The following is a 19,678-nucleotide window of genomic DNA, read 5'->3' on the forward strand; positions in this document are numbered from 1 at the left end:
AAGGGATGACACCATGTCAAGGATCGCGCTTGTCGATGATGACAGAAATATCCTGACCTCCGTATCCATGACCCTTGAGGCAGAGGGTTTCGAGGTCGAGACGTATAATGATGGCCAAAGCGCGCTGGACGCGTTTACCCGGCGGATGCCGGAACTGGCCGTTCTGGATATCAAGATGCCCCGTATGGACGGCATGGACCTGTTGCAGCGTCTGCGCCAGAAATCCAAGGTGCCGGTCATTTTTCTCACCTCCAAGGATGATGAGATTGATGAATTGATGGGCCTGCGCATGGGCGCGGATGATTACGTGAGGAAACCTTTCTCGCAGCGTCTTCTGGTGGAACGTATCCGCTCGATCCTGCGCCGTCAGGATGCGATTGCATCCGATGCCACGGACACGCCCGAGGAAAGCCAGGTTCTGGTGCGCGGTGAATTGTCGATGGACCCTTTGCGCCACGCGGTGACCTGGAAGGGTAATGACGTATCCCTGACCGTGACCGAGTTCCTGCTGTTGCAGGCGCTGGCGCAACGGCCCGGTTTCGTGAAATCCCGCGATCAGCTGATGGATGTGGCCTATGATGAACAGGTCTATGTCGATGATCGTACGATCGACAGCCATATCAAACGCCTGCGCAAAAAGATGCGTCAGGCGGATGGTGAGTTTTCGGCCATCGAAACCCTGTACGGCATCGGTTATCGTTACAACGAAGAGTAGATGACTCTGGCCTCTGATCTTTCAATGACCAACAGGCGCGCCCGCGACCGCGGCGATATCGTGCTTGGTGAAGACTGGGATCGACCGCAGGGCGCGGTCGAATCCGAGCTGCGCGCCGCGCGACAGCGTCGGGGCATGCGGTCGCTGAACCGTTCGCCCCTGGCACGAAAGATCATCATCTTCAACCTGCTGGCCATTGTGGTGCTGGTGGCAGGGGTTCTTTACCTTAACCCGTTCCGGGACAGTCTGGTGTTGCAGCGGGAGCGCGGGCTTGCGATTGAGGCACAGCTGATCGCCGATGTGTTTGAGGCCAGCCTGCCGCGGAACGCCCCCGCCGACCTGAACACCGGTGACGGGATCGACCCGGAGGAGGTGCTGGGCCGGATCGGGCTGACCGCAGGGCTGGATGTCTTTATCTATACCCCTTCGGGTGTGCTGGTCGCCTCCACCGATACGGTGGCGCGCAACCCGGTGCGCCCGGTGCAGGGCCTTGTGGATGACCGGCGGGGCCGGTCGATGCTGATCACCGATTTCCTGAACAGCGTCTGGGATGGAATCGCCTCGGTCCTGTCAAATCGGGAGACGCCACAACCGGTCACCGATAATGAGGTTCTGGCCCGCGCCCTGCTGGAGGATGTGGTGACCGGCGGCACGGTATTGCGTCGCGGGGTTGAAATGGCGGGCACGATCTATGTCGCGGCCACCCCGATTGAAGGTGCGACCGGTCTGGTCGGCGTGGTGGCGGTGACCACGGCGGCCGGTGAGATTGATCAGCTTGTGCGTGCCGAACGCGAACAGCTGTTGCAGATGTTCGTCATTGCGCTGCTGGTCTCCATCGGGCTCAGCCTGGTTCTGGCCTCCACCATCGCCAACCCGCTGTCGGATCTGTCTGCCGCCGCTGAACTTGGCCGCGATAAAAACGCCCGCAAGATGAGCCCGACCCGCGTGCGCATTCCCGATCTGACCGGGCGCCCGGATGAAATCGGGCGCCTGTCCGGTGCGTTGCGCGGCATGGTGGATGCGCTTTATGACCGGATCGATTCAAACGAACAATTCGCCGCCGATGTCTCTCATGAGATCAAGAATCCGCTGGCCTCGCTGCAATCGGCGGTTGGCACCATGCGCGTGGCCCGGACCGAGGATCAGCGCAATCGCCTGCTGGAAGTCATTGAACATGATGTGAAGCGGCTGGACCGGCTGGTCAGCGATATCTCCAACGCCTCCCGGCTCGACAGTGATCTGGTGAAAGAGGAAGAGGAAGAATTTGACCTGATCCATATGCTGGAAAATCTGGGCACCCATCATCAGAAACTGGCCGAAAAGGCCGGGATAGATTTCATCGCTGATCTGCCGGCAGAGCCGGCGGTGATCAATGGGCTTGAGGGACGTCTGGCGCAGGTATTTGTGAACCTGATCACCAATGCCATATCGTTCTGTGAGCCTGGCGATGCAGTGCGCCTATGGGCCCGAAAACGCCAGAACCGGGTTCTGATTGTCGTGGAAGACACTGGCCCGGGCATTCCCGAAGAGGCGTTGACCAAGGTATTCAACCGGTTCTATTCCGAACGCCCGGAGCAGCAGTTCGGCGATCATTCGGGCCTTGGACTGGCGATCTCGAAACAGATTGTCGAGGCTCATGGCGGCGTGATCTGGGCCGAAAATATCCGCCCGACCGAGGTGGATGTGACCTCGGAACCGTTCGGCGCGCGTTTCGTGGTCGGCCTGCCGGTCTGACCGGTGGGCGCAGCACCTGACCTGATCTGCCCGCTTGATGCTTACGGCACAGCATTCGACACTTATCTTCACTGCCACGGTACGGCGGTCAGTCTTGCCGGGCAGGGCCTGTTGCTGCTTGGGGCCTCGGGCTCCGGCAAATCGGCCCTGGCGCTTGCCCTGATGGCGCATGGGGCTGTGCTGATTGCCGATGACGGGGTGCGGGTCACCCGGGTTGAGGATATCCTGACCCTTCATCGCCCCGCGACAGCCCCGCCATTGATCGAAGCGCGTCATATGGGCCTGCTGGCCGCTGAACCGGCCTCAGGCCCGGTGCCCCTGCGCCTGGCGGTCGATCTTGATCAGCCAGAACCGGCGCGCCTGCCCCCCCGGCGTGCAATCAGTTGGGGCGCAGCCTGCGCCCCGTTGATCCATGGCGCTGGCCAGCCGATGCTCTGGGCGGCGCTGATACAATATCTGCGCGGCGGTTATGCGGGCTGAAATGCCGGACCAAAGGCCCCGGCAATGCCCCAGCCCGGTCAGGCCGCATACGAAAAGGTGATAGGATATGGTTCCGAATATCCGTTCGAATCTATAGACCCCAATCTTCATCTGCGCGAGGGTAAGCCATGAATGATGCCCAGCCTCCCAGCCCGCCCGAGACTGCCGCCGCCATGGCCGAGGACGTCACGCGGGTTGTCTTTGTCTCGGGCCCCTCGGGCGCGGGCCGGTCCACGGCGATCCGCGCCCTGGAGGATCTGGGTTATGAAGCGATCGACAACCTCCCGCTCAGCCTGTTGCCGCGCCTGCTGGAAGGGCCGCCGATCACCCGCCCCCTGGCGCTTGGCACTGACCCGCGAAACCGCGATTACAGTGCCCAGGCCCTGATCGCGGCGGTGGACCGGATGGCCACAGACCCTGACATCCTGTCTGATCTGGTCTATCTCGACTGTGCCGCAGACGTGCTGGAGCGACGCTATTCCGAAACCCGGCGCCGCCACCCTCTGGCACCCGAGGGGCAGCCGATGCTGGGCATCGGGCTGGAGCAGGATCTGCTTGCCCCGGTCCGCGCCCGCGCCGGCATTCTGATCGACACGACGGATATGACCCCCATGATCTGCGGGCCGAGATCAATCGCTGGTTCGCCGCGGGCGGGCATCAGAAACTGGCGCTGTCGGTGCAGTCCTTTTCCTATAAGCGCGGCCTGCCGACCGGTGCGGATCTGGTCTTTGACTGTCGCTTTCTGAACAACCCCTATTGGCAGGAGGATCTGCGCCCTCTCGACGGGCGCGATACGGCGGTGGCAGAGTATATCGCCGCAGACCCGCGCTTTCCCCCCTTCGCCGATCAGGTCACCCAGTTGATCGAAACCCTGCTTCCCGCCTATCGGGACGAGGGCAAAAGCCATCTCAATGTCGCGTTCGGATGTACCGGCGGGCAACACAGATCGGTCGCCATGGCCGAAAATCTGGCCACCCATCTTGCGCGTGCCGGGTGGCAGGTATCTAAAAGACATCGTGAATTGGAGAGGCGGGGCGTGATCCAGACGCCGTAAGCCGGGAAGCATACGAATTGATCGGTATTGTCATTGTTGCGCATGGGGGGCTCGCACGGGAGTTGTTGAGCGCGACCGAACATGTGGTGGGGCATCAGGCGACCATGGTGGCGATCCCTGTCGGGGTTGACGATGACCGCGCCCGCCGTACGGCCGAGATTTGCGATGCCGCCGATCGTGTGGATACCGGCGACGGGGTGGTGGTGGTCACCGATATGTATGGCGGCTCCCCTCGAACCTGTCGCTCAGGGCCTGCCGCCCGCAAAACCGCAAAATCCTGACCGGGGTCAACCTGCCGATGCTGATAAAGCTGGCCAAATCCCGTCATTTGCCTGTAGAGACCGCTGTCAGCCGGGCGGCAGAGGCCGGGCGGCGCTATATCGACAGTTTCGACGGAGCCCCTGAATGAGCACCGCGCCGGTGACCCGCGATCTGAAGATCGTGAATATCAAGGGCCTGCACGCCCGTGCCTCGGCGAAATTTGTCGAGGTTGTCGAGACGTTTGAGGCCCGGGCCACGGTGCGCCGCGATGGGCTGAGTGCTGCCGGGGATTCGATCATGGGGCTTTTAATGTTGGCAGCTTCGCTTGGAACCTCTATTGAGGTTGAAACATGTGGCACGGATGCCGAGGCGCTGGCTGACGCATTGGAGGCCCTGGTGGCCGACAAGTTTGGCGAAGGCAACTGACCCCGTGCCAAGGGAAAAAATCCGGGGGGACCGGGTGCGTTGACAGATATCACCACGCCCACAGTAAAGCCCAGAAACCGGCCCGCAGGCCGGCGCCCTTCTATTGTCTATGACCATCGCACCCTGACATACGCCAACTCGTTTGATAATGCGGTGACGCGCCATTCGATCAAGACGCTTGAATGGCTGACCGGCAAGCTGACCATTCTGCGCCGGGTGCGCCGGTTTGAACGTATGGGCGCGCCCGCAGGGCGGGCGTTCTGGCCCGCGACGATGAAAGCCATGGGGATCGAGCTGCAGACGCCGCAGGCGCAGCTTGACAGGATTCCGGCTGACGGCCCGGTTGTGTTCGTTGCCAACCATCCGCATGGGCTGGTCGATGGGATGATCCTGGCCGATCTGATCGGCCGACGGCGGGATGATTACCGTATTCTCAGTCGCTCGATCCTGACCGGGATTGATGACAGCGCGGGCAGTTACATGATCCCCGTGCCGTTCCCGCATGAGCCTGAATCCCAGCAGAAAATGATCGAGATGCGCAAACAGGCGATGACGCATCTGGAGCAGAAAGGGCTGATTGCGCTCTTTCCCTCGGGCGTTGTGGCAACCTCGAAAACCATGTTCGGTCCTGTGATCGAGGCGGAATGGAATGTCTTCACCGCCAAGATGATCCGCAAATCCGGTGCCACGGTGGTGCCATGCTATTTTCAGGGGTCAAATTCGCGCTGGTATCAGGCCGCCAACCAGATTTCATCGGTTTTGCGTCAGGGGCTGCTGATCCATGAGGTTGTTCATGCGTTCGACAAACCCCAGGCACCGATCATCGGAAACCCGATCCGGCCTGAAGACTGGGATGGTCATGCGGACAACCCGCGCCAGTTCATGGGCTGGCTGCGGGAGCGGACCTTGTCTTTGAAAGAGAACCCGGACCAGACCTGACAGGGTCGGAAAACGCGGGTTTTCCAGATGTTTTCCGCGCGGAAACGCCCAACCCCTCACCGTGTCGGAACCGGCGTGTCCCCGCGATAATCGTAAAATCCCCGGTCGGTCTTCCGGCCCAGCCATCCGGCTTCGACATATTTCGTCAACAGCGGGCAGGGCCGGTATTTCGTATCCGCCAGCCCGTCATGCAGCACATTCATGATGGCCAGACAGGTATCCAGCCCGATGAAATCGGCCAACTCCAGCGGCCCCATCGGGTGGTTCGCCCCCAGTTTCAGGGATTCGTCGATCGATTTCACATTCCCCACGCCTTCATAAAGCGTATAGACCGCCTCGTTGATCATCGGCATCAGAATGCGGTTGACGATGAAAGCCGGGAAATCCTCGGCTGTGGCCGAAGTTTTACCAAGTGTGTCAACCACCGCCTTGCAGGCCGCGAAGGTCTCTTCATCGGTGGCGATGCCACGGATCAGTTCGACCAGCTGCATCACCGGCACCGGGTTCATGAAATGGAACCCCATGAATTTCTCAGGCCGGTCCGTGCGGCTGGCCAGCCGGGTGATCGAGATTGACGAGGTGTTCGAGGTCAGGATTGTCTCGGGTTTCAGATGCGGCAGAAGGTCTTCAAATATCGCCTGTTTTACGGTTTCGCGTTCTGTCGCGGCCTCGATAATCAGGTCCGAAGGGCCAAGATCAGCCAGGCGCAGGGTCGTCGACATCCGGCCCATGGCGGCGGATTTCTCCTCGGCCGAGATCTTTTCGCGGCTGACCTGCCGTTCCAGATTACGGTCAATCAGACCCATGGCCTTGTTCAGCATGTCCTGGGAAATGTCATTCAGAACAACCTCATAGCCTGCAAGTGCACAGACATGGGCAATGCCGTTGCCCATTTGCCCCGCGCCGACAATCCCGATTTTCTGAACGTCCATGTCCGGCATCCTCCAGCATCCGATTTCCGCCGCACCATAGGCGCGGCGATGGCCCGCGCACAAGGGCCAAGGGGCGTGACAGATTCTGTGAAAAACCCATTCAACTTGGTTGTTTAGCCAAATGGAAACGGCTCCCGGCCCATCTGGAGGCGGGTGAGTCGAAATTAGGTGGGAGCAGGCGATGAGCTTTGCGCAACCGGGGCATGGCCCCATTGAATACGATCCGGTGCAATATCCCGGATCGCAGGTGATGTTTCGTGGTCCGGCGGCGGATCTGAGCCAGCCTTATGTGCTGTGTCTGGGCGGGTCGGAAACCTATGGGAAATTTGTCAGTGCGCCGTTCCCAGAACAATTGTCCCGGGCCCTGAACAGGCCGGTTGTGAATATGGGTGTGATGAATGCGGGCCTTGATCTGCTGCTGCATGACCCGGCGATTGCAGGGGTGATGACCGGGGCCGAGGCGGTGGTGTTGCAGATCATGGGGGCCCATAATCTGAACAATCGGTTCTATCGGGTGCATCCGCGCCGCAATGACCGGTTTGTAAAAGCCTCTGGCCTGTTGCAGACGGTTTATCGCGACGTGGATTTCACCGAGTTTCATTTTACACGCCACATGCTGTCGAGTTTGCAGATTCTGTCAGAAGACAGGTTCGCGATCGTGGTGCAGGAGGTGCGTGAGGCCTGGGTTGCACGGATGCGCCAGGTGATCGGGCAGATCAACGTGCCGCTGCATCTGCTGTGGATCGCAGATCATCGCCCGGATGAGCAGCCCCGCGATGGCACCCTTGGCACGGATCCGCTGTTCATCGGTCAGGAGATGCTGGAAGACATCGCCGGAGAGGCAACCACGCTGAGCTTTTCGGTCGCCGATGAAACAGATCGGGTGAACCCCACGCGCGGTATGTTCTTCGCCCCGGGAGAGGCCGGTGCCGCACGGGCTTTGCCGGGTCCGCATCTGCATGACCGCGCGGCTGAGATGCTGGCCCCGTGTCTGGCAGGATAAAAAAGCCCGCCGGGTCATCGGCGGGCTTTCCTGTCTGATTTTACAAAGGCTCAGCCAAGCTTGCCGGTCAGTTCCGGCACCGCATCGAACAGGTCTGCGACCAGCCCGTAATCCGCCACCTGGAAGATCGGGGCTTCTTCATCCTTGTTGATCGCGACGATCACCTTGCTGTCTTTCATACCGGCAAGGTGTTGGATCGCGCCGGAAATGCCGACCGCGATATAAAGGTCGGGGGCCACAACTTTACCGGTCTGCCCCACCTGCCAGTCATTCGGGGCATAGCCCGAATCGACCGCCGCACGGGAGGCCCCGACAGCGGCCCCCAGCTTGTCGGCCAGCGCCTCGATAATCGCGAACTGTTCTTCCGATCCTACGCCGCGCCCGCCGGACACGACGATCCCTGCCGATGTCAGTTCGGGCCGGTCACTGGCCGCGACCTTGTCTTCAACCCAGGAAGACAGGCCCGGATCCGCCGCCGCGCCGATTGCCTCGACCGGGGCGCTGCCACCGGTCGGCGCCGCATCAAAGGTCGAGGTGCGGAAGGTGATGACCTTGGTGGCATCGGTGGATTTCACCGTCTGCACCGCATTGCCCGCATAGATCGGACGGTCAAATGTATCCGCATCCACCACCGCAATCGCGTCAGAGATCACCATCACATCCAGCATCGCGGCGACCCGGGGCATGATGTTTTTGGCATCTGTCGTCGCGGGGGCGGCGATATGGCTGTAATCACCGGCCAGCGATACGATCAGACCGGTTGTGGGTTCGGCCAGACGGTGGCCATATATCGCATCTTCCGCGCAGAGCACCTTGGCCACACCCGAAATCGTCGCGGCTTCATCCGCCGCCTCTTTGGCCGTTGCACCCACACAAAGCAGCGTTACATCGCCCAGGGTTGCGGCGGCGGTTACGGCCTTGGCCGTGGCATCCATCGCCAAGGCCCCATCTGTCACTTCGGCAAGAACAAGAACAGCCATCAGATCACCCCCGCTTCGTCTTTGAGTTTCGTGATCAGCTCATCCACCGAGCCAACCATGACACCGGCCTTTCGGCTTTCCGGTTCAGTGGTTTTCAGAACCTCAAGACGCGGTGCAACATCGACGCCGTAATCTGCGGCGGTTTTCTCGTCCAGCGGCTTTTTCTTCGCTTTCATGATGTTCGGCAGCGAGGCATAGCGCGGCTCGTTCAGGCGCAGATCGACGGTGACAATGGCGGGCATCTTGACCGCGATGGTCTGCAACCCGCCATCAACCTCGCGGGTCACATTCGCGGTGTCGCCCTCGATCTCGATGGCCGAGGCAAAAGTGGCCTGTGACCAGCCAAGCAGGGCGGCCAGCATCTGACCCGTGGCATTCATATCATTGTCGATGGCCTGCTTGCCCGCCAGAACCAGACCGGGCTGTTCCTCGTCAATCACGGCTTTCAGGATTTTCGCAACCGCCAGCGGCTCGATATCCTGGTTCACATCTTCTGCGGCAATGACAAGGATCGCACGATCCGCACCCATGGCAAGCGCCGTGCGCAGGGTTTCCTGCGCCTGTTTGACACCGATCGAGACGGCGACGACCTCCTCAGCCTTGCCTGCCTCCCGCATGCGGATCGCCTCTTCCACGGCAATCTCGTCAAACGGGTTCATCGACATTTTTACATTGGCGAGATCGACCCCGGACCCGTCCGCTTTCACCCGGACCTTCACGTTATAGTCAATCACGCGCTTCACAGGCACCAAGACCTTCATCGCCACGTCTCTCCTATTCATGGGCCGGTGCGCATTGCCCGGCCACTTCTCCGTTCCCAAGCTGTGTTATCGTTCTTGCTCAGGCGAAAACAGCCCAAAATCGACCCCTGCCCCTGCTCAGACGCCGCGTTACGACATCAGACCCCGGAAGCGTGGACCAATTGGACAAACACAGCCGCATAGACCAGGCCGGTCGCGATCAGAACGAAGACATGCCAGATGGTGTTGTGAAACGGCAGCGCCTGCCAGATATGGAAGACCACGCCCGCAGTATAGGTCAGCCCGCCGATCAGAAGCAGGATCATCGCTGCCTGGCTCAACCCTGCGAGGGCCGCACCGCCAAAGGCCACCCCGGCCCAGCCCAGACCCAGATAAAGCGCCAGTGCCAGATAGCGGCGGTGCCGGGCACTGAACAGAATGATCGAGGCGCCGGTCAGCGCCACGCCCCAGATGCCCGCCAGAAACCAGCCCGCATGGCTGCCCGCCAGCGCCACCACGGGTGTATAGGTTCCGGCGATTTTGAGATAGATCGCCGACTGGTCGATACGGCGCAGCCAGTCCTGCCACGCAGGCGCCGGGATCATGTTGTAAAGCGCCGAACAGAACAGCATCGCGATCAGGCAAAGCGTATAGACGGTTGTGGCGGTGGTGATCGTGGCATCCCCGATCCAGACAGCGGCCAGGGTGATCATCACCGGCCCGCCGATCATCGCCGCAGACAGGCCCGAGACATGCACCACGGCATCAGAAACATATTCGGCGCGGGAATAGACGTCTGGAGGGTGGCGTTGCAGCATGCGGTGGCCTTCGGAAAATGAGGATGTCAGCCTAACGCGGAATGGTGACGGGTCAATTGATCATATCGTGACAGCCGCGTGAGGGGGGCGTGTTCCGATTGACCCGGAGCCCTCGCCGCTTTCAGCGGTTCGCACCTGGAATCCATAACACATCATCCTTGCCATCGTTATTGGCGATCCGGCCGGCGACAAAAAACCAGTCCGACAGGCGGTTGAGGTATTTCACCCCCTCGGGGTTCACCGATTCCATGGTGGCCAGTTCCACGCTCATCCGTTCGGCCCGCCGTGCGACCGTGCGGCATATGTGCAGATGCGCGGCCAGGGCCGTGCCGCCGGGCAGGATGAAACTGCGCAGGGGCGTCAGTTTTGCATTCATCCCGTCAATCTCGGCCTCAAGGCGCAGAACCTGCGCCTCGGTGATCCGCAGGGCCGGATATTCCCGGGCGCTGTCTTTCTCCATCCCCGGGGTGCACAGATCCGCGCCCAGATCGAACAGGTCATTCTGGATCGCGGCCAGCCTGTCATCCATCTCTCCTTCGGCCTGCAACCGGGCGATGCCAAGCGTCGCGTTCAGCTCATCCACCGTGCCATAGGCCGCAACCCGCATTGAATGTTTCGCCACCCGGCTGCCATCGCCCAGGGCGGTTTCCCCGGCATCGCCGGTCTTGGTGTAGATCTTGTTCAGAACGACCATTCGGGTCAGCCCCCTGTTTGACGACGGAAATAGACAAAGGCGAGGATCAGCAATACCGCCACAAACTGTGCCAGCAACCGCCAGCGCATGAATTTATTGGCGTTCCTGCGGTTATACTCTCCGCCGATACGAAACGAATTGACGCCCATCAGCAATATGACCAGCACCCCGAAACAAGCCAGGGCCACGATGATGAACAGCGGGTCGGAAAGCATGGCATATCCTTTTATGCGGTATCTGGACATCTAGGGGCCTGGCCCGGTTTGGCTATAGCGAAATCGTTTGTTCTGCACCATCACTCATCAAAATTCGCATTCGGTATCAGCGTCTTGCTGACCCGCAGACAGCGAATTTTGATTCAGATGAAATGATTTCTGCTTTAGGCCTTTGCAAGAATCCAGTCAAACACCCGTTGCGGTAGCACCCGCCGTGCAATCTCGACAATCCATGTGGCGGTGGTGATGAAATAGCGGGCGCGGGGGCGGCGGGCCTCCAGCGCGTGGATCAGTCTGGCGGTCACGGCGGGCGGTTCCAGCTGGAAGGCCGCTTTGCCCGTGTCCTGATACAGATGGTGGATCAACTCGGTTCGATAGCGATCCGCAAGGGCAGAGCTTTCCCAGTCGATCCAGGTCTCGAATCCGGGGATCGAATTCACCCGGAACTTTGATGTCACCGGGCCGGTGTTCAGGATCGAGACGTAAATTTCCGTATCCCGCAATTCCAGCCGCAGGCTGTCGGCCAACCCCTCCACCGCGTGTTTGCTGGCGGTATAGGCACCGCGCCAGCGCAGGAACATCCGCCCCAGGGCCGAGGAATGCTGGACAATCCGCCCATGCCCGCCCTGCGCCCGCATCACCGCCACCGCCCGGCAGGTCAGGTCATGCAATCCGAATACATTGGTCTCGAAAATCTCACGAAGGGCGCCCGGCGGCACATCTTCCATCGCGCCGGGCAATCCATAGCCCGCATTGTTGAACAGCGCATCCAGCGTTCCGCCGGTGCGGCGCAGGGTTTCGGCCATCCCTTGCGCAATGCTGTCGGGGTCGGCCACATCCAGCACGAAGCTTTCCAGCCCTTCGGCCTTTAGCCGCGCCACATCTTCGGGTTTGCGGCAGGTGGCGAACACCCGCCATCCGCGCGCGTGCAGCCTGCGTGCCGCATCTTCCCCCAGGCCTGAGGAACAGCCCGTGATCAGGATGGATTTTGCCATGCTGCCCTCGTCTGGATTGCGGCCCCATGCCTAAAGCGTTTCGGGTCAGCCTTGCATCGAAAAAAGCTGCCTCTCGCCTTTGGCTCGAACGCGTTTTCGATGCGGTCTGTTTCAGGTTAAACCCAAAAAGCTATAGGGCACGGGCCGCGTCAGGGCAATGGTGTCAGGGACGGTCAGCGGACAGAAAGCGCTCGGCCATATAGCCGGTCTGATCGGACGCCAGATCGCGGATCTGGACCCAGCCATCGGTCACGTCGCCGATCTGCTCAGCCTCGGCCCCGAACCCAAGTGACAGGATCACCGCCGTTCCGGTGGATGGCCCGGCGCGCATATTCACCCGGCGACCGGTGACATAGACCACCGGGCGCGGCGCCTCTGCGATCTCGGCCGCCGGTGTGGTTGCGGGGGCGGCAGGACGGGTCAGGCTGATGATCTCGTTTTCCGCCTGTGATGGCCGGATCACGGCGCTGATCGCGATTATTTCCCCATCCGGGCCGGTCAGGGTCATCACCGGCGCGTCCGGGACCGGTGGCTGTGGTGCAGGGTCCACAAGCGCCGCGCGGATCACCTGGGCGGTGCCTGTGCTGTTGGCAATCTGCGGCACAGGCGGGGCATGGGGTGTCGGCAAGGCGACAGAGGGGTCAAATTCGGCCCGGGTGCTTACCCCGTCCGGTGTCTCAACATCGCGTGTCGCGGGGTCGGAAAATATGATCATTCCGCTGTAGATTATGGCGCATAACAAAAGGGTCAGGCGGATCATGGCAGTAATCCTTAAAGGTCGTCTTCAAATACAAACCCATCTCTAGGGCGCTGTCAGCGATTCTGACACGGGGAAAAAACGCAGCTTTGTCTCGTTTGGTTCCTTTACGGTTGGTCGTTGCTTGCGTATCACAGGTTCAAATGAGCGAGCAGAACACGCCAGACGACAACGCAGACCAAAGCGAATCGCTGAGCCGGGCGATCGGGTCTCGCTATTTGCAATATGCGTTGAGCACGATCATGCACCGTGCCCTGCCCGATGCGCGGGACGGTCTGAAACCGGTGCATCGGCGCATTCTTTATGCGATGCGGGAATTGCGCCTGTCCTCGACCGGGGGGTTTCGCAAATCCGCCAAGATCAGCGGCGATGTGATGGGCAATTACCACCCCCATGGCGATGCCGCGATTTATGACGCGATGGCGCGTCTGGCGCAGGATTTCACCATTCGCTACCCGCTGGTCGACGGGCAGGGGAACTTTGGCAATATCGACGGCGATAACCCGGCCGCCAGCCGCTATACCGAGGCCCGGATGACATCGGTGGCCGAGGCGCTGCTGGAAGGTCTGGCAGAGAATGCGGTCGATTTCCGCGACAATTACGATGGCACGCTGGAAGAGCCCGAGGTGCTGCCCGCAGCCCTGCCCAACCTTCTGGCCAACGGGTCATCGGGCATTGCCGTGGGCATGGCCACGAATGTCCCGCCCCATAATCTCGATGAGCTGATCGCGGCCTGCCTGCATCTGATCAAAGTGCCGGATGCACGGGATGATACGCTTCTGAACTATGTCAAAGGCCCGGATTTCCCGACCGGCGGCGTCATTGTCGAGCCCGCCGAAAGCATGGCCGAGACCTATCGCACCGGGCGCGGTGCCTTCCGTCTGCGCGCAAAATGGGAGGTGGAAGACCTGGGCCGGGGCCAGTGGCAGATCGTGGTCACCGAGATCCCCTATCAGGTGCAGAAATCGAAACTGATCGAGAAACTGGCCGAGGTCATCCAGACCAAGAAAATCCCGATCCTGGCCGATGTGCGCGACGAAAGTGCCGATGACATCCGCATCGTTCTGGAACCCCGCGCCAAGACCGTCGACAAAGACCTGCTGATGGGCATGCTGTATCGCAATTCCGATCTGGAAACGCGGTTTTCCCTGAACATGAATGTGCTGATCGACGGGCGCACGCCGAAAGTGTGTAGCCTGAAAGAGGTTTTGCGCGCCTTTCTTGACCATCGTCGCGATGTGTTGATCCGCCGGTCCCGGCACCGGATGGAAAAGATCGACCATCGTCTGGAGGTGCTGGAAGGCTTTATCATCGCGTTTCTGAATCTGGACCGGGTGATCGACATCATCCGCTATGATGATGACCCCAAAGCGGCGCTGATGCGCGAGGATTGGGGCCGCGATTTCACCCGCGCTCGCGATGAGGCCGATTACAAAACCCCGCCCCGGGCGAAGGGGAGTTGAGCGATGTGCAGGCCGAGGCGATCCTGAACATGCGCCTGCGCAGCCTGCGGCGGCTGGAAGAGATGGAATTGCTGCGCGAGCAGGAAGCGCTGATGGAAGAGCGCGCGGGCCTCGAAGACCTGCTGGAAAACGACGATATCCAGTGGTCCGCCATCACCGACCAGTTGAAAGACATCCGCAAGCAATTTGGCAAAACCACCGAATTCGGCGCCCGTCGCACCCAGTTTGCCGAAGCCGGAGAGGTGGAAGAGGTGCCGCTGGAGGCGATGATCGAGCGTGAGCCGATCACTGTGGTCTGCTCTCAAATGGGCTGGATCCGCGCCATGAAGGGCCATATCGACCTGGGCAGCGAGTTGAAATTCCGCGATGGCGACGCGCCGCGTTTCGCCTTCCATGCGGAAACCACCGACAAGCTGTTATGTTTCGGGAATAATGGCCGCTTTTACACGATTTCTGCCACAAATTTGCCCGGAGGCCGTGGGATGGGGGAACCTGTTCGCCTGATGGTGGACATGCCCAATGAGGTCGAAATCGTGGATCTGTTCATTCATCAGCCTGACGGCAAACTGTTGGTCGCCTCTTCGGCGGGGGACGGGTTTGTGGTGCCGCAGGCCGATGTGGTGGCGCAGACCCGCGCAGGCAAGCAGGTGCTGAATGTCAGGGGAGATGTGACCGCGAAGGTCTGCAAACCCCTGGCGGCTGGCGATGATCACATCGCCACAGTTGGTGAGAACCGCAAGGTTCTGGTTTTCGCGCTGGAGGAGCTGCCCGAAATGGGCCGCGGCAAAGGTGTGCGGCTGCAGAAATACAAAGACGGGGGCCTGTCTGACGCCCGCGCCTTTGGTCTGTCCGAGGGGTTGAGCTGGAGTGATCCGGCAGGCCGCACGCGGACGGAAACCGATTTGACCGAATGGATGGGCAAGCGCGCCAGCGCGGGCCGTATGGCCCCGCGCGGGTTTCCCAGGGATAATCGGTTCACCTGAAGGCAGGACATGTCAGGACTTAAAACGGAATTCGGCGGCGACCGGGGCGAGCTGTTTCAGCTGGCCTTGAAAACCGGGCTGCTCACCGCACTCACCTTTGGTCTTTATCGTTTCTGGCAGATCGCGCGGTTCCGGCGCTGGTACTGGTCTTCGGTTCGCCCGGGGGGCACGCCGATGGAATATACCGGGACCGGGCAGGAAAAACTGGTCGGGTTCCTTTTCGCCATTATCCTTCTGGCGATCTATCTGGCGTTGTTCAATGTCGCGGCGATGTTCATCCTGATCCGTCTGAGCGAAGGCCCCCCCGATATCCTGACATTCGGGGTGGCCGCCACGCCACTGTCGCTTGTGCCGATCGTCTTCATGGCCCGCTATCGTAACCGGCGCTATATCCTGGCGCGGTCGCGCTGGCGGGGTATTCGGTTTGCCATGTCGCCTGGGGCCTGGGGCTATGCCTGGCGGTCTTTCATGTATTGGGTTCTGACAATCCTGTCTGTCGGGCTGTTCTGGCCGTTGATGACGTTTCAGCTTGAAAAATACCTGACCGACCGTAGCTGGTTCGGCACGGCACGGTTCACCCAGTTCGGACATTTCGGGCAGCTATACGGATCGCTGCTTCCCTTTCTGGTCTGCCTGTGGGGGCTGGTCGCGCTGCCGCTGATTTCGGTGCAGCAGCGATCCGAGTGGTATATGCTGGCTGCGGTGTATCTGGTGTTGCCGCTGACCCTGCTTTTCGCGGTTTATTACCGGGTCTCGGCGTTCCGGATCATGGCGGCGATGAAGACGCTTGGCGACGGGCTGGAATTTGACATTTATCCGCGCACGCGCACCCTGGTGAAAATCCATATTCTCGGCAATCTGCTGACCAGCCTCGTGGGCGGGTTTGCTGCGATGCTGATCCTGGGGCTGGCCATTGGCATCCTGTTGCTGGGGGGTGTCGCCTCGCCAGCGATGCTTGAAAACCCACCGCTTGCGATCATCATGCTGATCCTGGCCTCGGCCTTTGCGCTGATCGCTGTCTTTTACAATGTATTCCGCCAGGTGTTTGTCACCTTCCCGATGGTCCGCCATGTGGCTGAAACGCTGGAAATCCACGAACCCGCGCTGCTTGGCACGATCCGCCAGCGCGACCGTGATGATATGCGCGATGCAGGCGGATTTGCCGAAGCGCTTGATGTGGGGGCGGCATTCTGATGGCCCTGTCCCGACGCACCCCCTCCTTCGCCGCCGCCGCAATGATCTATGCCGAGCTTTATGACGGGATCAGCCCGATGGTGCAGCGGGTCAGCCTGCGCGTGGCCGGGCAGGGCTCCACCGCAATGCTGGAGTTGAAGAATGTCGAGACCCAGGGCAGCCAGCGCTGGTCTTTGGCCGATATGCGCCAGGTGCCCGATCAGGCCAGTGCGGATGCGTTTATCTTCGCCCCTGACAATGCCGGGCCCGCGCGCCTTGTGATCCGCGAGAGAGAGGCGCTGCGCATATTGCTCAGCGCGCTCCCCGACCTGAAACCCCTGCGGCCCCGAAACGGATCGCCGCTCAGGCTTCTGGGTCTGGCGGGTGCGGCGGTTGTCGCGTTTGGCGCGATCCTGTTCGCGTTGATCCCGTTCATGGCGGATAAAGGCGCCGAGATGATCCCGCCCGCGACCGAAATGGCCCTTGGGCAAACCACATTCAACCAGATCTACCCGGCCATGGGGGCCTATGAATGCACCGATCCGGCGGGGCAGGCGGCCCTTGCGGTGATGCAGACACGGCTGACCGATGGGCTGGATCTGCCCTATCCGGTGCAGGTGCATGTGGTTTTTGACCCAAGCCTGAACGCCACGGCACTGCCGGGCGGGTATGTGACCCTTCATAACGGTCTGATCCAGGCGGCTGAAACGCCGGAGGAAGTGGCGGCTGTTCTGGCCCATGAGATCGGCCATGTGGCCCATCGCGATGGCACCCGTGCCGTGCTGCGCAGAACCGGCTCTTTCGGGATCATCGGGTTGGCCTATGGGGATTTTCTGGGCAGTTCGGCTGTTGCCGCGGTGACACAGCAATTGGTGAATTCCTCCTACAGCCGCGAGGCAGAGGCCCGCGCGGATGCCTATGCCCATGATCTTCTGGCGCATGCAGGGGTTTCCCCGGCATCGCTTGCGGTGTTTTTTGAACGGTTGCGGGCTGAAGGTCTGGATACGGATCTGGGGGTGTTCCGCCATCTCAGCAGCCATCCCGGACTGCTGGACCGGATCGCGGCCTCGACTGCTGCCGCCGATCACGGGTTCACCCAAGGGCCGCCGATCCTGTCCGGGGCAGAATGGGGTGCCCTGCAAAGCATATGCCAGAACAGCGCACACACGGCGATCGACAAAAGTTGATCTTTGATATCCGCCTCATGCATCTGCTCAGGCAAGGTCCTGACGCGCTTTGCACCCATGCCGGGTGATCCTCTGACCGCCGGTTGACCGGGTCGTCCCAAGGCAACGTTGCGTGGGTGCATCCGCTGGGGTATGGCTTGTCCGTTGCTTGTCCCGGGGGATTTCTCATGCGCTTCACGGCCCGTATCGCGGCGTTTGGTCTGGTCTGTTTTCTGGCGGCCTGCGCGGCGCCCGACCCGGTGGAGGAGGACCTGCCGGATATGGGCGATTTCCGCCTCGAATATAACATCGTCGTGGCCGAGAACATGCGTCGGGTTTCCCCTTCGCGGAACGCCACGCAACAGGAATGGATCGACGCGCTGACCGCCGAGGTCGACCGCCGTTTCGGGGGCTATGAGGGCGATCGGCTCTATCATATCGCGATCAATGTTGACGGGTTTTCGCTGGCACCACCGGGCATTCCCGTGGTGCTGGCACCAAAGTCGGTTCTGGTGATTTCCGCCAATGTCTGGGATGACGCGGCCCAGATCAAACTGCATGAGGAACCGGAGCGGATCACCGTTTTCGAAGGGGTCAGCGCCGCTTCGATCTTCGGTTCGGGTCTGATCCGCACCCGGGAAGAGCAGATGGATATCCTGGCCCGCAACGCCGTCCGCCGGGTGCAGTTGTGGATGTTGCAGAACCCGGACTGGTTCAACATCGACCCCGACGCCGCTGCGGTGGACGCTGCCGAGATTGAAGCGATTGCAGACGCATCCGAGACCGATGTCGCCATACCCGAAGATGTGGAGCCGGAGGCGGTCAGCAACTGACGCTTGATTTTCCTCTCACATCTTCGTAACGAGCGCCCGGATATGAAACCGGGCCTCATACGGGCCCCATATGACGAGGCATCAGGGCGATGGCTAAGGAAAAGTTTGAGCGTAGTAAGCCGCATGTTAACATCGGTACGATTGGTCATGTTGATCATGGCAAGACGACGTTGACGGCTGCGATCACGAAGCAGTTTGGCGATTTCATGGATTACGATCAGATTGACGGTGCGCCGGAAGAGAAGGCGCGCGGGATCACGATCTCGACGGCGCATGTGGAATACGAGACCGAGGCGCGCCACTACGCCCATGTCGACTGCCCCGGCCATGCGGATTATGTGAAGAACATGATCACCGGTGCGGCGCAGATGGATGGCGCGATCCTGGTGGTGAACGCTGCCGATGGTCCGATGCCGCAGACCCGCGAGCATATCCTGCTGGGCCGCCAGGTTGGCATCCCCTACATGGTCGTGTTCATGAACAAGGTCGACCAGGTCGATGACGAGGAACTGCTGGAGCTGGTCGAGATGGAGATCCGCGAGTTGCTGTCCTCCTATGAATACCCGGGCGACGATATCCCGATCATCGCGGGCTCTGCCCTGGCGGCGCTGGAAGGCCGCGACCCGGAGATCGGCGAACAGAAGATTGCCGAGCTGATGGCGGCGGTGGATGAGTATATCCCGACGCCGGCCCGGGCTGTTGACCAGCCGTTCCTGATGCCGATCGAGGATGTGTTCTCGATCTCTGGTCGCGGCACGGTTGTGACCGGCCGGGTGGAACGTGGCGTGATCAATGTGGGCGACGAGATCGAGATCGTCGGCATCAAGGACACGACCAAGACGACCTGCACGGGTGTGGAGATGTTCCGCAAGCTGCTGGATCGTGGCGAGGCGGGCGACAATATCGGCGCGCTTCTGCGGGGTGTGGATCGCGACGGGGTGGAACGTGGCCAGGTGCTGTGCAAGCCGGGCTCGGTGAACCCGCATACCAAGTTCGAGGCCGAGGCGTATATCCTGACCAAGGAAGAGGGGGGCCGTCACACGCCGTTCTTCGCCAATTACCGTCCGCAATTCTACTTCCGGACGACGGATGTGACGGGCACGGTTGAACTGCCCTCGGGCACCGAGATGGTGATGCCGGGCGACAACCTGAAGTTCAACGTGGAACTGATCGCGCCCATCGCCATGGAAAACGGCCTGCGCTTCGCCATCCGCGAAGGCGGAAGAACCGTCGGCGCGGGCGTCGTCTCCAAAGTCATTGAGTAAGCGGCTGGGGCTTGCCTGCTGCTGATCTGAGCAGGCGTTTAGCCTTTCATGA

At 60.9% G+C, this 19,678-nt stretch carries 18 protein-coding genes and 3 pseudogenes; 13 read left to right on the forward strand and 8 right to left on the reverse strand.

The features are described 5' to 3' along the window. Positions 1–13 precede the first annotated feature (13 nt). The 7 genes and pseudogenes from E2K80_RS17445 (at position 14) to E2K80_RS17475 (ending at position 5,609) form a co-directional block, all read left to right on the forward strand. Complete coding sequence (locus E2K80_RS17445; protein WP_135376155.1) at positions 14–715, forward strand: response regulator transcription factor; 702 nt, start codon at positions 14–16, stop codon at positions 713–715. Continuing rightward, positions 716–2,449 (forward strand): sensor histidine kinase, encoded by a 1,734-nt coding sequence (locus E2K80_RS17450; protein ID WP_135376156.1) that lies wholly within the window; start codon positions 716–718, stop codon positions 2,447–2,449. A gap of 3 nt (positions 2,450–2,452) precedes the next feature. Further along, the gene (locus E2K80_RS17455; RefSeq protein WP_135376157.1) at positions 2,453–2,929 is read left to right on the forward strand and encodes a serine kinase; all 477 of its coding nucleotides are present in this window, start codon (positions 2,453–2,455) and stop codon (positions 2,927–2,929) included. Positions 2,930–3,102: 173 nt separating this feature from the next. After that, positions 3,103–3,983: pseudogene (gene rapZ, locus E2K80_RS17460) on the forward strand (RNase adapter RapZ). Between the two features lie 17 nt (positions 3,984–4,000). Further along, a pseudogene (locus E2K80_RS17465) lies at positions 4,001–4,392 on the forward strand (PTS sugar transporter subunit IIA). Further along, the gene (locus E2K80_RS17470) at positions 4,389–4,670 is read left to right on the forward strand and encodes an HPr family phosphocarrier protein (protein WP_135376158.1); all 282 of its coding nucleotides are present in this window, start codon (positions 4,389–4,391) and stop codon (positions 4,668–4,670) included. Before E2K80_RS17465 ends, E2K80_RS17470 begins: the two are co-directional and overlap by 4 nt. 48 nt (positions 4,671–4,718) lie before the next feature. Continuing rightward, complete coding sequence (locus E2K80_RS17475; RefSeq protein WP_210405491.1) at positions 4,719–5,609, forward strand: lysophospholipid acyltransferase family protein; 891 nt, start codon at positions 4,719–4,721, stop codon at positions 5,607–5,609. Between the two features lie 56 nt (positions 5,610–5,665). Here the strand turns inward: E2K80_RS17475 and E2K80_RS17480 are convergent, their stop codons facing one another. After that, entirely contained in the window at positions 5,666–6,541 is an 876-nt protein-coding gene (locus E2K80_RS17480) for a 3-hydroxybutyryl-CoA dehydrogenase (RefSeq protein WP_135376160.1), read from the reverse strand. Positions 6,542–6,722: 181 nt separating this feature from the next. On the opposite strand from E2K80_RS17480, the gene E2K80_RS17485 reads away from it, so the two are divergent. After that, positions 6,723–7,544 (forward strand): DUF6473 family protein, encoded by an 822-nt coding sequence (locus E2K80_RS17485; RefSeq protein ID WP_135376161.1) that lies wholly within the window; start codon positions 6,723–6,725, stop codon positions 7,542–7,544. A 50-nt stretch (positions 7,545–7,594) separates the two neighbouring features. Here the strand turns inward: E2K80_RS17485 and E2K80_RS17490 are convergent, their stop codons facing one another. From E2K80_RS17490 to E2K80_RS17520, 7 genes are all read right to left on the reverse strand, one after another. After that, positions 7,595–8,524: an electron transfer flavoprotein subunit alpha/FixB family protein gene (locus E2K80_RS17490; RefSeq protein ID WP_135376162.1), complete on the reverse strand. Its 930-nt coding sequence runs from the start codon at positions 8,522–8,524 to the stop codon at positions 7,595–7,597. Further along, complete coding sequence (locus E2K80_RS17495) at positions 8,524–9,285, reverse strand: electron transfer flavoprotein subunit beta/FixA family protein (RefSeq protein ID WP_135376163.1); 762 nt, start codon at positions 9,283–9,285, stop codon at positions 8,524–8,526. The genes E2K80_RS17490 and E2K80_RS17495 overlap by 1 nt, the downstream gene beginning before the upstream one ends. 137 nt (positions 9,286–9,422) lie before the next feature. Further along, positions 9,423–10,082 carry a PAQR family membrane homeostasis protein TrhA gene (gene trhA / locus E2K80_RS17500; protein ID WP_135376164.1) on the reverse strand — a complete coding sequence of 220 codons (660 nt, stop codon included), beginning with the start codon at positions 10,080–10,082 and terminating at the stop codon, positions 9,423–9,425. Positions 10,083–10,203: 121 nt separating this feature from the next. Beyond that, positions 10,204–10,776 carry a cob(I)yrinic acid a,c-diamide adenosyltransferase gene (locus E2K80_RS17505; protein WP_135376165.1) on the reverse strand — a complete coding sequence of 191 codons (573 nt, stop codon included), beginning with the start codon at positions 10,774–10,776 and terminating at the stop codon, positions 10,204–10,206. A 5-nt stretch (positions 10,777–10,781) separates the two neighbouring features. Beyond that, positions 10,782–10,991, reverse strand: coding sequence for a twin transmembrane helix small protein (locus tag E2K80_RS17510; RefSeq protein WP_135376166.1), 210 nt, complete (start codon positions 10,989–10,991; stop codon positions 10,782–10,784). Positions 10,992–11,155: 164 nt separating this feature from the next. Next, positions 11,156–11,986, reverse strand: a complete 831-nt coding sequence (locus E2K80_RS17515) for an SDR family NAD(P)-dependent oxidoreductase (protein WP_135376167.1) — start codon at positions 11,984–11,986, stop codon at positions 11,156–11,158. A gap of 163 nt (positions 11,987–12,149) precedes the next feature. Continuing rightward, a complete protein-coding gene (locus E2K80_RS17520) occupies positions 12,150–12,746 on the reverse strand; it encodes an SH3 domain-containing protein (protein ID WP_135376168.1) in 597 nt (198 codons plus the stop codon). A 140-nt stretch (positions 12,747–12,886) separates the two neighbouring features. Between E2K80_RS17520 and parC the strand changes: the two are divergent. The 5 genes and pseudogenes from parC (at position 12,887) to tuf (ending at position 19,626) form a co-directional block, all read left to right on the forward strand. Further along, positions 12,887–15,189 (forward strand): annotated as a pseudogene (parC, locus tag E2K80_RS17525) (DNA topoisomerase IV subunit A). 9 nt (positions 15,190–15,198) lie between these two features. Continuing rightward, positions 15,199–16,383: a DUF898 family protein gene (locus E2K80_RS17530; protein ID WP_135376169.1), complete on the forward strand. Its 1,185-nt coding sequence runs from the start codon at positions 15,199–15,201 to the stop codon at positions 16,381–16,383. Then, positions 16,383–17,549, forward strand: a complete 1,167-nt coding sequence (locus E2K80_RS17535; protein ID WP_135376170.1) for a M48 family metallopeptidase — start codon at positions 16,383–16,385, stop codon at positions 17,547–17,549. The genes E2K80_RS17530 and E2K80_RS17535 overlap by 1 nt, the downstream gene beginning before the upstream one ends. 167 nt (positions 17,550–17,716) lie before the next feature. Further along, entirely contained in the window at positions 17,717–18,361 is a 645-nt protein-coding gene (locus E2K80_RS17540; protein WP_135376171.1) for a hypothetical protein, read from the forward strand. An 89-nt stretch (positions 18,362–18,450) separates the two neighbouring features. Then, positions 18,451–19,626: an elongation factor Tu gene (gene tuf / locus E2K80_RS17545; protein WP_135376172.1), complete on the forward strand. Its 1,176-nt coding sequence runs from the start codon at positions 18,451–18,453 to the stop codon at positions 19,624–19,626. Positions 19,627–19,678 lie beyond the last annotated feature (52 nt).

Source organism: Rhodophyticola sp. CCM32 (genome assembly GCF_004751985.1).
Classification (GTDB): domain Bacteria; phylum Pseudomonadota; class Alphaproteobacteria; order Rhodobacterales; family Rhodobacteraceae; genus Rhodophyticola.

Coding starts and splice junctions, on each gene's coding strand:
- E2K80_RS17510 (WP_135376166.1), bottom strand. CDS start 10,991: ATGCTTTCCGACCCGCTGTTCATCATCGTGGCCCTGGCTTGTTTCGGG.
- E2K80_RS17540 (WP_135376171.1), top strand. CDS start 17,717: ATGCGCTTCACGGCCCGTATCGCGGCGTTTGGTCTGGTCTGTTTTCTG.
- E2K80_RS17485 (WP_135376161.1), top strand. CDS start 6,723: ATGAGCTTTGCGCAACCGGGGCATGGCCCCATTGAATACGATCCGGTG.
- tuf (WP_135376172.1), top strand. CDS start 18,451: ATGGCTAAGGAAAAGTTTGAGCGTAGTAAGCCGCATGTTAACATCGGT.
- E2K80_RS17530 (WP_135376169.1), top strand. CDS start 15,199: ATGTCAGGACTTAAAACGGAATTCGGCGGCGACCGGGGCGAGCTGTTT.
- E2K80_RS17480 (WP_135376160.1), bottom strand. CDS start 6,541: ATGGACGTTCAGAAAATCGGGATTGTCGGCGCGGGGCAAATGGGCAAC.
- trhA (WP_135376164.1), bottom strand. CDS start 10,082: ATGCTGCAACGCCACCCTCCAGACGTCTATTCCCGCGCCGAATATGTT.
- E2K80_RS17450 (WP_135376156.1), top strand. CDS start 716: ATGACTCTGGCCTCTGATCTTTCAATGACCAACAGGCGCGCCCGCGAC.
- E2K80_RS17515 (WP_135376167.1), bottom strand. CDS start 11,986: ATGGCAAAATCCATCCTGATCACGGGCTGTTCCTCAGGCCTGGGGGAA.
- E2K80_RS17535 (WP_135376170.1), top strand. CDS start 16,383: ATGGCCCTGTCCCGACGCACCCCCTCCTTCGCCGCCGCCGCAATGATC.
- E2K80_RS17495 (WP_135376163.1), bottom strand. CDS start 9,285: ATGAAGGTCTTGGTGCCTGTGAAGCGCGTGATTGACTATAACGTGAAG.
- E2K80_RS17505 (WP_135376165.1), bottom strand. CDS start 10,776: ATGGTCGTTCTGAACAAGATCTACACCAAGACCGGCGATGCCGGGGAA.
- E2K80_RS17470 (WP_135376158.1), top strand. CDS start 4,389: ATGAGCACCGCGCCGGTGACCCGCGATCTGAAGATCGTGAATATCAAG.
- E2K80_RS17490 (WP_135376162.1), bottom strand. CDS start 8,524: ATGGCTGTTCTTGTTCTTGCCGAAGTGACAGATGGGGCCTTGGCGATG.
- E2K80_RS17520 (WP_135376168.1), bottom strand. CDS start 12,746: ATGATCCGCCTGACCCTTTTGTTATGCGCCATAATCTACAGCGGAATG.
- E2K80_RS17445 (WP_135376155.1), top strand. CDS start 14: ATGTCAAGGATCGCGCTTGTCGATGATGACAGAAATATCCTGACCTCC.